General features: G+C 46.3%; 10 protein-coding genes. 5 read left to right on the top strand and 5 right to left on the bottom strand.

What is annotated here, in order from left to right; genetic code table 11:
• From FCU94_RS08360 to FCU94_RS08350, 3 genes are all read right to left on the bottom strand, one after another.
• Positions 1–1,017, bottom strand: a complete 1,017-nt coding sequence (locus FCU94_RS08360) for a lipid A deacylase LpxR family protein (RefSeq protein ID WP_176288079.1) — start codon at positions 1,015–1,017, stop codon at positions 1–3.
• 175 nt (positions 1,018–1,192) lie between these two features.
• Positions 1,193–3,469: a formate C-acetyltransferase gene (gene pflB / locus FCU94_RS08355; protein ID WP_176288078.1), complete on the bottom strand. Its 2,277-nt coding sequence runs from the start codon at positions 3,467–3,469 to the stop codon at positions 1,193–1,195.
• 326 nt (positions 3,470–3,795) lie between these two features.
• Positions 3,796–5,343, bottom strand: coding sequence for a DUF3360 family protein (locus tag FCU94_RS08350; RefSeq protein WP_176288077.1), 1,548 nt, complete (start codon positions 5,341–5,343; stop codon positions 3,796–3,798).
• A 671-nt stretch (positions 5,344–6,014) separates the two neighbouring features.
• Between FCU94_RS08350 and FCU94_RS08345 the strand changes: the two genes are divergently transcribed.
• The 4 genes from FCU94_RS08345 to FCU94_RS08330 all read left to right on the top strand — a co-directional run bounded on the left by FCU94_RS08345 (position 6,015) and on the right by FCU94_RS08330 (position 9,136).
• A complete protein-coding gene (locus FCU94_RS08345) occupies positions 6,015–6,785 on the top strand; it encodes an ABC transporter ATP-binding protein (RefSeq protein ID WP_176288076.1) in 771 nt (256 codons plus the stop codon).
• 70 nt (positions 6,786–6,855) lie between these two features.
• Positions 6,856–7,626 (top strand): ABC transporter substrate-binding protein, encoded by a 771-nt coding sequence (locus tag FCU94_RS08340; protein ID WP_176288075.1) that lies wholly within the window; start codon positions 6,856–6,858, stop codon positions 7,624–7,626.
• A gap of 87 nt (positions 7,627–7,713) precedes the next feature.
• Positions 7,714–8,454 (top strand): ABC transporter permease, encoded by a 741-nt coding sequence (locus tag FCU94_RS08335; RefSeq protein WP_176288074.1) that lies wholly within the window; start codon positions 7,714–7,716, stop codon positions 8,452–8,454.
• Between the two features lie 4 nt (positions 8,455–8,458).
• Complete coding sequence (locus FCU94_RS08330) at positions 8,459–9,136, top strand: ABC transporter permease (protein ID WP_176288073.1); 678 nt, start codon at positions 8,459–8,461, stop codon at positions 9,134–9,136.
• Between the two features lie 55 nt (positions 9,137–9,191).
• Here FCU94_RS08330 and FCU94_RS08325 read toward each other — a convergent pair whose 3' ends face one another.
• Together FCU94_RS08325 and FCU94_RS08320 are read right to left on the bottom strand one after the other, a co-directional pair.
• On the bottom strand, positions 9,192–10,874 hold the full coding sequence (locus tag FCU94_RS08325; RefSeq protein ID WP_176288072.1) for an aspartate:alanine antiporter: 1,683 nt from the start codon (positions 10,872–10,874) through the stop codon (positions 9,192–9,194).
• A 198-nt stretch (positions 10,875–11,072) separates the two neighbouring features.
• Entirely contained in the window at positions 11,073–11,339 is a 267-nt protein-coding gene (locus FCU94_RS08320; protein WP_176288071.1) for a GrxA family glutaredoxin, read from the bottom strand.
• Positions 11,340–11,604: 265 nt separating this feature from the next.
• Here FCU94_RS08320 and FCU94_RS08315 point away from each other — a divergent pair, with 265 nt between their 5' ends.
• Positions 11,605–12,858 carry an iron-containing alcohol dehydrogenase gene (locus tag FCU94_RS08315; protein ID WP_176288070.1) on the top strand — a complete coding sequence of 418 codons (1,254 nt, stop codon included), beginning with the start codon at positions 11,605–11,607 and terminating at the stop codon, positions 12,856–12,858.
• The last annotated feature ends 2 nt before the right edge of the window (positions 12,859–12,860 follow it).

The raw sequence follows: 12,860 nt of genomic DNA, 5'->3' as shown, positions 1-12,860 counted from the left end.
TTAGAAAAACACGTACAAAGACAGCGCGCCAGTACCGTAGAGGTTATCAGGCGCGTGTTTGTAATCTGGTGTTTTAATCGTCGTGGTCAGTGTGATGCCAAAGTCTTGGTGGTACCAAGCAAAGCCAGCAACGGCAAAAGCTTGTACCGGTTCTAACCTAACGTCATACAGGCTGGGATCCTCGCCTTCAAGTTGTGCATAGCGTGTGACTTCTGAGCGTTCGCCTTCAATGGTGATATCGTTAAAGCGGTAGCGCACCTTTATTCCAGTAAACACGAACCAGCCTTCGCTAGACTCTCCAAGCATACTCGCTCTGAAAGGGTTCTCGTTGTCAATATTTGCCGCCCCCATGTTATTGGCAAGATCAGCCCCCCAGCGCAACATCAAACCCGTGGACACATCGCTACGAAAGTTACCGGCGTTGACTTCCGAGATGTTGGACAGCTCCCAATCGATGCCCGTGGTCGTGTTATCACGCCATAAATTAGAGTGGTGAAGGTAACCGATGTTGGCGACAAATGTGTCGTCAATTTGATACGCCCAACCGCGTGGTTGAGAAAAGTCGGTCATATCATGTACCACATTTTGTGCTTGTTCAGCTAACGAGTGCTTGCCTGTTGTACCTAGAGTCAGGTTATAACGATGAGAGTGCTCAGCTTGGAGGCTAATGTAATTGACCTCCCCGTACAGCACCCCGGCGTATGGTCGGTCGTTGGCTAAGGGGACCGCCGCGTCCAAGTCGGATGGCGTGTACATCTTATGACCAAGCACAAGTTCAAACTTATCTAAGGCAGTGTTCTCGTTTGAAGAGAGGCTGAGCGGACTCAATAGTGCATCAGGGGCAATGCGGCCTGTGGCAAAACTTAAAAATAGACCGTTAGTGTAGTCATAATCGACACGGAAGAGTGCATCATTGTCGATAGCAAACGACAAGCTAGATTCATCGGACGCGATAGCAGGCGCACAAGTCAATGAAGTAATCAATAGCAGTAGATAATCGCTTCGGACTGATCTCATAGTACTCGCCTACTCAATTAGGTGCCTGATAATTAAGGATTAACCCAAGCACGGAAAAAAGCAAGCTAGCGACGAATTTTACGCAAACAAGTTGTGCGATACTGAATTGGACTGATAAGTAACGACAAATAAAAAGCCCCGCGACAAGCGGGGCTTTTTCATTCATCGACTGAGATTATAGAGACTCAGTGAAGGTACGTGCGATGACGTCAGCTTGTTGCTCTGCGGTTAGAGAGTTAAAGCGTACAGCGTAACCAGATACACGGATTGTTAGCTGAGGGTATTTCTCAGGGTGCTTAACTGCGTCTTCTAGAGTGTCACGGTTAAGAACGTTCACGTTTAGGTGTTGACCACCCTCAATGCCTGCTTCGTGGTGGAAGTAACCATCCATAAGGCCAGCAAGGTTAGCGCGCTGTGAATCTTCTTCTTTACCCAGTGCGTTTGGCACGATAGAGAAGGTGTAAGAGATACCGTCTTTCGCGTGAGCAAATGGCAGTTTACCTACCGATGTTAGAGATGCTACCGCACCTTTCTCATCACGGCCGTGCATTGGGTTTGCACCTGGAGCAAACGGAGCACCTGCGCGACGACCATCTGGCGTGTTACCCGTCTTCTTACCGTATACCACGTTAGACGTGATAGTCAGGATAGACTGAGTAGGAACAGCATCACGGTAAGTCTTAAGCTTACGGATCTTGTTCATGAACACTTCAACAAGTTCACAAGCGATGTCATCTACGCGAGCATCGTTGTTACCAAATTTAGGGTAGTCGCCTTCGATTTCGAAGTCGATCGCTACGCCATCTTCGTCACGGATTGGTTTAACTTTCGCGTGCTTGATTGCAGATAGTGAGTCAGCAGCGATAGATAGACCAGCAATACCACAAGCCATAGTACGGTAAACGTCACGGTCGTGTAGCGCCATTAGTGCAGACTCGTAGCTGTACTTGTCGTGCATGAAGTGGATGCTGTTTAGTGCAGCAACGTACTGCTTAGCTAGCCAATCCATGAAGTGGTCTAGGTTGTTCCATACTTCGTCGAAGTCTAGTACTTCAGAAGTGATCTTAGGCATAGCTGGACCAACTTGCATCTTCAGCTTCTCATCAACACCACCGTTGATTGCGTAAAGCATTGTTTTAGCAAGGTTCGCACGAGCGCCGAAGAACTGCATTTGCTTACCAACAACCATTGGAGATACACAACATGCGATCGCGTAGTCGTCTGACTCCATGTCTGGGCGCATTAGGTCATCATTTTCGTACTGGATAGAAGACGTATCGATAGATACTTTCGCACAGAACTTCTTGAAGCCGTCAGGTAGTTGCTCAGACCAAAGTACAGTGATGTTTGGCTCTGGAGAAGGACCCATTGTGTATAGAGAGTTTAGGAAACGGAAGTTCGTACGCGTAACTAGCGTACGGCCGTCAAGACCCATACCACCCATAGATTCTGTTGCCCAGATTGGGTCGCCAGAGAATAGGTCATCGTACTCAGGAGTACGTAGGAAACGAACCATACGTAGTTTCATTACGAAGTGGTCGATCATTTCCTGAGCTTGTTCTTCAGTGATCTTACCTGCAGCGATATCGCGCTCGATGAAGATATCTAGGAACGTAGAAGTACGGCCTAGAGACATTGCAGCACCATTTTGAGACTTAACCGCAGCTAGGTAGCCGAAGTAAGTCCACTGGATAGCTTCTTGCGCAGTTTCAGCTGGACGAGAGATATCACAGCCGTACTTCTCAGCCATAACTTTCATTTGGCCTAGTGCGCGGTGTTGCTCAGCGATCTCTTCGCGAAGCTGCATCGTCATTTGAAGATCTTCGCCGTTTTCGAATTTCTCTTGTAGAGAAGCGAATTGAGCTAGCTTGTCCTTCATTAGGAAGTCAATACCGTATAGTGCAACACGACGGTAGTCACCGATGATACGACCACGACCGTAAGCATCTGGAAGACCCGTTAGAACACCAGATTTACGACATTTTAGGATATCAGGAGTGTAGATATCGAAAACACCCGCGTTGTGTGTTTTACGGTAATCTGTGTAGATTTCTTTGATTTTAGGATCCAGTTCACGACCGTAAACTTTACAAGAACCTTCAACCATGCGGATACCACCGTTAGGGATGATAGCGCGTTTAAGAGGAGCATCAGTTTGTAGACCAACGATAGTCTCTAGATCTTTTTCGATGTAGCCTGCATCGTGAGCAGTGATGGTAGAGATAACGTCAGTATCGAAGTCAACAGGTGCGTGAGTTGAGTTCTCAATTTTGATACCTTCCATTACCTTAGCCCAAAGCTTGTTAGTTGCTTCAGTACCTTCAGAAACTAGGAAAGATTCGTCGCCTTCATACGGTGCGTAGTTCTTCTGAATGAAATCACGAACGTTTACTTCGTTTTGCCAATCACCTTCAGCAAAACCTTCCCAAGCTTTAGCAAATTGCTCTGCCATGACATACCTACCTTTTTAGTAGAAAAAACACGTACCTATCTGATCCGTTGAGCGAGTCAGATTCCCTTGGTTGGGACGGTACACTCTTATGAATAACAATATGTATAGCCTTTAAATACACTTACCGAAAGAACATAAAGCTATAAATATTGTTACTAGTTTCTTGATGCTGCCTTATCAACTTGGCTTTAAGGGTAAACTAAAATTTTTTTGCAAACCTTAAACTAAATCAATAAATGACACGTTTACTAAAATTTTTGAGAATATTTGCGTTAAATTAAAAAAAAGTTGAGAGCCAAAGCTGACTCTCAACTCTAGAACAAGTATTACAAGAATGCAGGAATACCAAATTGGCTTTCAAGCATGCCTACCGCCAGCATGGCGATCAAACAGATGGCAAGGACGCCAACAGGGATAACAATCTTGTCAACGAAAGATAGGCGGGCTGCGCGCTCTTTGTCACCAATAAGACCGTTGTTATCAAGTAGCATTGTCAGAGCCCAAGCTAATACTGGGTTAACCACAGCGCTACCAAAGATACAGATACCTGCTGCTTGTGAATCTTTAGAGTCTTTCACCATTTGCATGCCAGCTTCAAGTAATGGTAGAGAAACACCTACCAGAAGGGCAACGCGCATCACGGGTGGCCATACTGCGATATCCATAGGGAAGCCAAGGATAGCGACGATGATACACAGAGAACCGAGTAGAATTGCACCTGCAGGGATTGGACGCTTCGCGATAGCTGCAGGGATCATGTAAGTCCCCCATGAAGATGTGATGTTACCACCACCAACCGCAGTACCGACCATTTGGCGTACTGAACACATGGTCATCGTATCATCGACATCCATAAGCACTTTCTCGGTCTTTTTCGGGTAGTTAAGTTCTTGGAAGATACGGTGCCCCAAGAAGTCTGGTGACCACATTGCAACAGCAAGGATTGCAAACGGTAGCGAAGCAATGAAGTGTTCCACGTTAGGCAGACCTAGCATCCAACCTTGCTCTGTACTGCCCCACCAGTAAACCGGGTTTAGGTTAGGTAGACCGGTTTCAGTCACGAACTTGATGTCAAATCCGGCGCCTAGAACCAATGCAATTGCTAAACCTGTGAAAGCACAAACTGGAATGGCTAACCAACGTTTGTTTACTTTTGCCAAGAATGCGTAAAGTACAATCGTGACTGCGAGTACGATCAGCCCAACATACCCCATACTTCCAGCGGCAACGGTGTCAGATTGAAGACCCACAGCCCATGCTTGAATGGAGTTAATTTGGCTCATCGTTCCCGTAAGGCCCAAGAATATTAACAAACCGCCAGCGGTACCTTGTGAGGTTAAGTTAACTAGCTTGGAGCCCCCTTTGAGGAAACTCAATAGTAGGCCAAATACACCAATCAAAATGGCCAATGCAAGAGGGTGAGCACCAGCAAGCGCGATGGTACCGATAAGAGGGATCATTGGGCCGTGGTTACCGGCGAGGTTTGCTTTAGGGTTAATAAAGCCAGAAGCAAGAATACAGAATAGTAATGCTGGGATCAGCATCTCTACTCGTGCCACTTCGATAGCGAATTCTTTGCCTAAGTTGACGTGGTCCCATGCTGCCGTTAGGCCTTCGGCCCAAGACATCATGACCGCAGAATACATGGCAATAATACCAATGGTACCTGCTAGCGCTGGGACTAAGTCTTCAAGCTCAAAACGGAAATCACGACCGGGTAAGTTTAATCCGAAGCGACGTGGCTTCATGATTTGGAGTTCGTGGTCTAGGTAGTCTGAACGGTTTGCAAACTCAGAAGCTGGGCGGTGAAGCTCATTATAGCTCTTGTTTTCTATATCCGAATCAGAGTGCGGTTGTTTGACTGCGTCTGACATAGATTCCTCATATTCAAAATTGTTAGTAATTCTTCAAAGAACGACCCGATTATTATTTTGTGTCGGTCATCCGGTAAAAACCTGCTACAGCTTCCTGCAATTGATGGTCACTTTACCTCTGAGTAGCGCGTTAACTATGTGCTAAAGCATAGAGGATTGAAAGACAAAAAGTGATGTTCATTGAGGCTTTTATCTTTTCGCCGAGTTTAACGTGCTAACCCTGATGAGTGATTGATTTAGATCACTTTATGAAATGTTGTGAAAGAAAACTACACAACCTTGCGTTGGCAAGATTAACAAGGCGCTATTCGGTGAAACTAAATTTCATATTGTTCATTAAACTAACAAAGGTAAAAGAGGTCGCCGCTACTCAGCCATTGCCTGCGTGTGATGAAGTTGAGTCAGATCTTGTTTTTATAAAAATGTTAATCAATCACTATTGTTGATAATTTGCTGGTTAAAAGGTTTTATGCGTCAAATGAAGCTTTTTTAACTGTTTGGTGCATTATTACTCATATAAAGTGGCTATATATTGCTGATTTTTAGGTTAATAATTTGTTGCAACTTGGCCGGGGGAGTGCTAGTTTGTATCGAAATATGGGTGGAACCCAAAACCCGCCGCTTGCCGCTGGTGAAACGCTGGGAATAATAAAATCAGGGAGTAAAAGCGCATGAAAGATGTACCAGCGCTGGATATAAAAGAACTGCACAAGACATTTGGACAAAATGAAGTTTTAAAAGGCATCTCGTTAGAAGCCCACAAAGGGGACGTAATATCGATTATCGGTTCTTCTGGTTCTGGTAAAAGTACTTTTCTACGATGTATCAACCTACTCGAAACGCCTACCGCTGGAGAAATTTGGGTCAATGGAGAATTGATTCAAATGAAAAATAACCGCCAAGGTGAGGCTATTCCTGCCAACGAAAAACAAGTTCAGCGTATTCGCTCGAGACTCGCGATGGTTTTCCAAGGGTTCAACCTCTGGTCGCACATGACGGTGCTTGAAAACGTTATTGAAGCGCCTGTTCATGTATTAGGGGTTCCCAAAGCTCAAGCGCTTGAAAATGCAGAAATGTTACTCAAGAAAGTTGGCTTATATGAGCGTAAAGACTACTACCCAGGGCACCTGTCTGGTGGCCAACAACAACGCGCCGCTATTGCTCGAGCGCTCGCGGTTGACCCAGAAGTGATGCTATTCGATGAACCTACATCAGCACTCGATCCCGAGTTGGTTGGTGAAGTATTGGGCGTAATGCGCGATTTGGCCGAGGAAGGCAGAACTATGCTCGTGGTGACCCATGAAATGGCGTTTGCACGTGACGTTTCGAATCACGTTATGTTCTTGCATCAAGGACTGGTGGAAGAACAAGGAAACCCAGCTAAACTGTTTACAAACCCAGATTCAGAGCGTTTACAACAGTTTATCTCTTCAATTTACTAAACGCCGCTTTGCGGCAAACACAACAAACTAAAGCAATCACAAAAAAAATCTCAATCACAGGAGTATGGAAATGAAAAAGTGGTTATTAGCAGCAACTTTAGCAGCAACAGCTGTCTCTGGGATGGCCCAAGCGAAGGAATGGAAAACGGTTCGCTTCGGTATTGAGGGTGCATACCCTCCATTTAGTTGGACAGAAGCCGATGGTTCGCTGAAAGGCTTTGATGTGGATATGGCTAACGCTCTGTGTCAGGAAATGAAAGTAGAGTGTAAGATCGTACCTCAAGATTGGGACGGCATTATTCCTTCACTACTTGCGCGTAAGTACGATGCGATCATCGCAGCTATGTCAATTACAGAAGAGCGTAAGAAAAAAGTCGACTTTACAGGCAAATACGCGCAAATCCCGAACAAGTTTATCGCTAAAAAAGGTGCTGGCCTTGATTTTGACAACCTAGACGGTCAAAAAATTGCGGTTCAACGTGCGACGACCCACGACAAATACCTGACTGATAACTACGGTGATAAAGTTGAAATCGTACGTTACGGCTCTTTCGATGAAGCCTATCTAGATCTTGCCAATGGTCGTGTTGTTGCTGTACTTGGTGATGCATCAGCTCTTGAAGAAGGTGTGCTAAACAAAGCGGGCGGTGACGCATATGAATTTGTTGGCCCTGCTCTGATGGATCCTAAATGGTTCGGCGAAGGCATGGGTATTGCGGTACGTAAGCAAGACAAAGACCTCACCAAAAAACTAGATGCAGCTATCCTATCTCTGCGCGAGAAAGGTATCTATCAGGAAATTGCTGCGAAATACTTTAAATACGACGTATACGGTCAGTAATCGTTGTTGTGCGGCCGTTGGTTCTTGTTCCTTGGAGTAGTAGCCAACGGCCGAATTTTATAAAGTTTAGGGATCAGGAACTTACCTATGCTGGATCTACAAGGATATGAAGCCTCGATATTAAAAGGGGCAGTAGTGACCATCGAAGTCGCCCTGTTGTCATTAGTGCTGGCAATGATTTTGGGTATGCTGGGGGCACTGGCCAAAATGGCACCGTATCGCTGGGCACGAGCGATTGCGACACTTTACACCACAGTGATTCGTGGTATTCCCGACTTAGTTCTTATGATGCTGATTTTTTTCGGCGGACAAATCCTTCTCAATAACAGCTTGTATGCTATCAATGAAAGTCTCAACGAGTGGTTCACATCGAGCAATCCCAATCACGAGTGGACGTCATATTTACCCGACTATATTGATGTCAGCCCATTCATCGCTGGTGTGTTAACGATTGGTTTTATTTTTGGCGCGTATATGGCCGAAACATTTCGCGGCGCGATTATGGCTGTCGATAAAGGTGAACTAGAAGCGGCCAAAGCGTATGGTATGAGTTCGGTGCTGGCATTTCGACGGATCCTGCTACCGCAAATGATTCGACACGCCCTGCCAGGTTTTGGTAACAATTGGCTGGTGCTGTTAAAGACAACGGCGCTTGTTTCAATTATCGGCTTAGAAGATATGGTGCGCATGAGTTCGTTAGCGGCGGGTTCGACAAAAATGCCGTTCACCTTCTACATGGCGGTCGCGATTATTTTCCTATTCTTTACCAGCGTTTCAACCGGTCTTTTGAAAATGGTAGAGCGCAAGTTCAGTATCCACGCGAGGTAATAGAATGGATTTCTCATTAATTATCGAAAGCTTGCCTATCTATTTAGATGGCCTGTGGACGACAGTTTGGTTAGTCTCGTTGGCGCTGTTTATCGGTCTGTTTGTTGCCATTCCACTTGGTGTTGCCCGTAACAGCCATAACTATTTTATCAATGGTCCAAGCTGGGCGTTTATTTACTTCTTCCGTGGTACACCACTTCTGGTGCAGCTGTATTTAATCTATTACGGCATGGATCAGTTTATTGCAGTGAAAGGTACGCTTTGGGAGCACGCTTGGTTTTGCGCGCTAGTGGCGTTTGTACTGAATACGGCGGCTTACACAGCAGAAATCATTCGCGGAGCGATCAACGGTTTGCCTAAAGGCGAAGTTGAAGCGGCTAAAGCTTATGGTATGGGCACTTTTATGACTTATCGACGTGTGATTTTGCCAAGTGCACTGCGCCGCGCCTTACCCGCTTACAGTAACGAGGTGATTTTTATGCTCCACGGTAGTGCAGTGGCAGGTATTGTGACCATCGTTGACTTAACTGGTGCGGCACGTTTGGTGAACTCCCGTTATTACGCACCATTTGAGTCATTCTTGACCGCTGGTTTGTTTTACATGGCGCTCACTTTCATCATATTGATGTGTTTTAAAGCGGCTGAGAAACGTTTTCTGGCATATTTGAGACCACTTAGCTAAACGGTTAGAGCATAATGAAAAGGCTTCCTTATGGAAGCCTTTTGCGTTTCAGTGACTAACTCAAAATGATCAATATGGTACCCGCTAGCGTCATCAGAATATTCGCTATCGCGTAGGTGCCTGCGTATCCGAGCGCTGGGATGGTCGACTTAGCGTAGTCATTGACAATATCCATTGCTGGCGCGCATGTGCGTGCGCCTATGATGGCACCAAATAGCAGTGCACGGTTCATTTTTAGTAAATAGGCACCAACCAGATAGGCGATGGCGACAGGGACCACGCTGACCAAAAAGGCTAAACCGATCACTTGAGGGCCCACTTGGGACAGATGCTCAAACATTTTTCCACCAGCACTGAGCCCGATCCCGACCATAAAAAACATCAAGCCCAGGTCTTTGACCATGTTCAATGCGCCTTGGGGGACGTAACCAAACGTTGGGTGATTAGCACGTAAAAAGCCCAAAGTGATACCAGAGAGCAATAAGCCCACTGCATTGCCTAGACCAAACGAGACCTGACCAAAAGTCATGGTGATCAAGCCAAACAAAATCCCGAGAATAAAGAAGCTACAAAAGGCCAGCAAGTCAGCCATTTGGCTGTGAATCGAAATGAAACCGATTTTTTCCGCTAACCCGTGTACGCGACTCTTCTCTCCGCTCACCTGCAGTACATCTCCCTTGGCAAGGACGATATCGAGGTCCATCGGCATTTCAATTTGTGCACGCACTACTCGGTTTAGAAAACAGCCATACTCCGAGAGGTTAAGGTCAGATAGACGTTTACCGGCAATCGCGTCACTTTTTACCACGATTTCTTCTTCGGCAATGCGCAAATCGAGCAGGTTGCGGTCGAACACTTCTTTACCGTTGCGAAAACTTGGATCGAGTCGAGCGTGGCTGTCCGGGAAACCGACCAAAGCGATTTCATCACCCTCTTGTAAGATAGCGTCGCCATCTGGGTGGGCTAATATTCCATTGCGTCGAATACGCTCGATATAACAGCCGGTTTGGCGATAAATGCCTAATTCTCTGAGGTTTTTACCGTCAGTCCAGTTAATCAACTCTTGGCCGACGCGATAGGCGCGAATAATAGGGAGGTAGACCTTACGTTGTCCTGAGCTACCTAGTCCCCGTTCCTGAGCGATTTGTTGCGCAGAGTCTGATAAGTTCTGTTTTTGCAGTTTTGGCAGTAACTTAGCGAACATAATCATACTGATAAGGCCGATAAGATACGCCATTGCATAGCCAACCGAGAGGTTCTCTATCACTTGGCTAAATTCCATGTTACGTGGAATGGTTGCTAACCCGGAGTTCAAAGCGTCTTGAGCGCCAACGAGCACAGGGGTCGATGTGAGTGCCCCTGCCATCATGCCCGCCGATAAACCAAAACCAAGCCCTAGGTGATGTGAGGCGATGTAGGTAATGAATAGGGCGGTTGCAAGAACGACCATACTCAAAATGAAGTAATGTTTACCATCTCGGAAGAAGATGCCAAAAAAGTTTGGCCCAGCCTCGATACCTACGCAGTAGATAAACAGCATAAATCCAATGGTCAGCGCGTCTGCGTTAAAAGTGAAACCGAGGTGGCCCATAATCAGCGAGGTAATCAATACACCGATTGAGTTCCCCAGCTGGAGGCTGCCAAAACGGATTTTACCGATCGCGAGTCCGATAGCCAGGACGACAAAAATTAAAAGGATTGGGTTTTGTTCGAGCAAAAGTACGACGTCAATATTCACGGGCGATTCTTGTGTTGCGGCCGAGGAGGAGTTGGATGGGCAAATTGTATCTGAATATAACTAAAAAATAAGTGAAATATTTTATAATTTACAATTAGTTTACCTAGGCTGCATACGCTGGTGGTTCTGCCGCGCTCGCCTAATATTGCGCACACAAAAAAGCCGCGAAAATCGCGGCTTCTCTAAATCTATCTGAGCTTACTCGTCAAAAAGACCAAGATGCTCTTTTGCATATGCTTCAAACTCGTCACAACCACCGATGTGTTCTTGATCGATAAAGATTTGTGGAACGGTTTCTACAGGTTTGCCCACGGTTTTCTCAAGATCGGCTTTAGAAATCCCTTCGGCATGGATATCAACATAGCGGTAGTTGAAATCCTCGCGTTTTGCTTTCAGTGTTTCCGCGTGCTCTTTTGCACGAACACAGTAAGGGCAAGCTGGGCGACCAAAGATAACTACGAACATATTCACTTTCTCCTGTATTTTGTTACCTGCAACTATGCCCGATCCAAAAACGGAAATAAAGTAGCAAATGCCTGTTAGTTCAATAGCTGAAAGCTATCGGCCAAAAAATGAACCTGGTGTTTTAAATAGGCGTATTCATATTGTGGACTCGCGTCATAAAACCATAAATTATAAGTGGTTATTGGCGATAAGTTGCACTGGCTCAATTTTATTCTGCGGCATAACAGGCAGGCTTATATAGCGCGGCTACAAGGAGTGTTTGAGCATGTTCCAATTTATGACGTCAACTCGAATTGTCTTCGGAGAAGGGGCGCTTGCGTCCTCTTTATCGCTGTTAAGTCAGTATGGCTATAGCGTTCTTTTGGTGAGCGGAAAAAATCTCGCTCGAGCTCAGCCTATTATTGATTACCTCAACAGCCAAGCGATGCGTTATCAGCATGTGGCGATTTATGGCGAACCTAACATCACTATGGTGGAAGAGGTCGCGTTAGCCGGGCGCAAATTTAAACCCGATATGGTCGTTGCAATTGGAGGCGGCAGTGCACTGGATATGGGAAAAGCATTGGCGGCGATCATTCCCAATCAAGGTGACGTGTATGACTATGTGGAAGTTGTGGGTAGGAGTGTTCCGCTCAAAACCAAGCCACTGCCGTTTATCGCGATTCCTACGACGGCGAGCACAGGGTCTGAGGTAACGCGCAACGCAGTACTACGGTCAGGACAAGATCAGGTGAAAGTGAGTTTGCGAAGCCCTGATATGCTCGCCGACGTCGCTATTGTTGACCCAACCTTAACCTATGGCACCGACAGAGAGACCAGTGCTCGCGGTGCGATGGATGCCTTTACCCACCTGATGGAAGCTTATGTGTGTGGTGATCCCAACCCGCTCACGGATATGATCTGTGAAGAGGGGTTGAGAAAGTTGAGTCGCTCTATGTTGGCTGCCTGTTTAGATGATCAACCTCAAGCGCGGAGTGACGTGTCTTTTGCGGCGATGTTAGGAGGAATGGCGATCACCAATGCCAAGCTCGGGGCTGCTCACGGCTTAGCGTCGGCGCTTGGCGGGAAGCTCGATGCGCCGCACAGCGTGATCACCGCGCGCCTTGCACCTTATGTGATGCAGGAGAATATCAACGCGGCTAAAGAGTCAGAACGTAGCGATATTTTGGCGCGCTATGAAAAACTTGCTCAAATACTGACTGGGCGAAATAACGCCCATTACAAAGACAGTGTTCTTTGGGTCAATATGATGCTCGATAAGTTAGCCTTACCCGCTATTGAGCGTTTTGGGGTGTGTTCAACGTCGTTTGAACAGGTCGCCGAGGACGCGCTGAAGTCGATGGCTATCAAGGGAAATCCTATTCCTCTTACTAAACCACGCTTGATGTATATTTTGTCCCAAGTGTGTCAGTGTGACGGCGAATGCGACAATGAGCAAACGTCACAGTCCAAAGCGAAGGCAACGATTGTTCGTCACGGTTACCGAGAAGAGAAAGGGCGTTTACAGAGTAGCGAATGAAA

The organism is Vibrio sp. JPW-9-11-11 (genome assembly GCF_013369335.1).
GTDB lineage: Bacteria > Pseudomonadota > Gammaproteobacteria > Enterobacterales > Vibrionaceae > Vibrio.
Note: the sequence above shows the minus strand (reverse complement) of the source record. Positions and strands in the feature narration are given on the sequence as shown.

Bases quoted from the DNA above. Each gene is read 5' to 3' on its own strand.
- FCU94_RS08320 (WP_176288071.1), bottom strand. From the start codon at position 11,339: ATGTTCGTAGTTATCTTTGGTCGCCCAGCTTGCCCTTACTGTGTTCGT.
- FCU94_RS08315 (WP_176288070.1), top strand. From the start codon at position 11,605: ATGTTCCAATTTATGACGTCAACTCGAATTGTCTTCGGAGAAGGGGCG.
- FCU94_RS08360 (WP_176288079.1), bottom strand. From the start codon at position 1,017: ATGAGATCAGTCCGAAGCGATTATCTACTGCTATTGATTACTTCATTG.
- FCU94_RS08330 (WP_176288073.1), top strand. From the start codon at position 8,459: ATGGATTTCTCATTAATTATCGAAAGCTTGCCTATCTATTTAGATGGC.
- pflB (WP_176288078.1), bottom strand. From the start codon at position 3,469: ATGGCAGAGCAATTTGCTAAAGCTTGGGAAGGTTTTGCTGAAGGTGAT.
- FCU94_RS08345 (WP_176288076.1), top strand. From the start codon at position 6,015: ATGAAAGATGTACCAGCGCTGGATATAAAAGAACTGCACAAGACATTT.
- FCU94_RS08350 (WP_176288077.1), bottom strand. From the start codon at position 5,343: ATGTCAGACGCAGTCAAACAACCGCACTCTGATTCGGATATAGAAAAC.
- FCU94_RS08335 (WP_176288074.1), top strand. From the start codon at position 7,714: ATGCTGGATCTACAAGGATATGAAGCCTCGATATTAAAAGGGGCAGTA.
- FCU94_RS08340 (WP_176288075.1), top strand. From the start codon at position 6,856: ATGAAAAAGTGGTTATTAGCAGCAACTTTAGCAGCAACAGCTGTCTCT.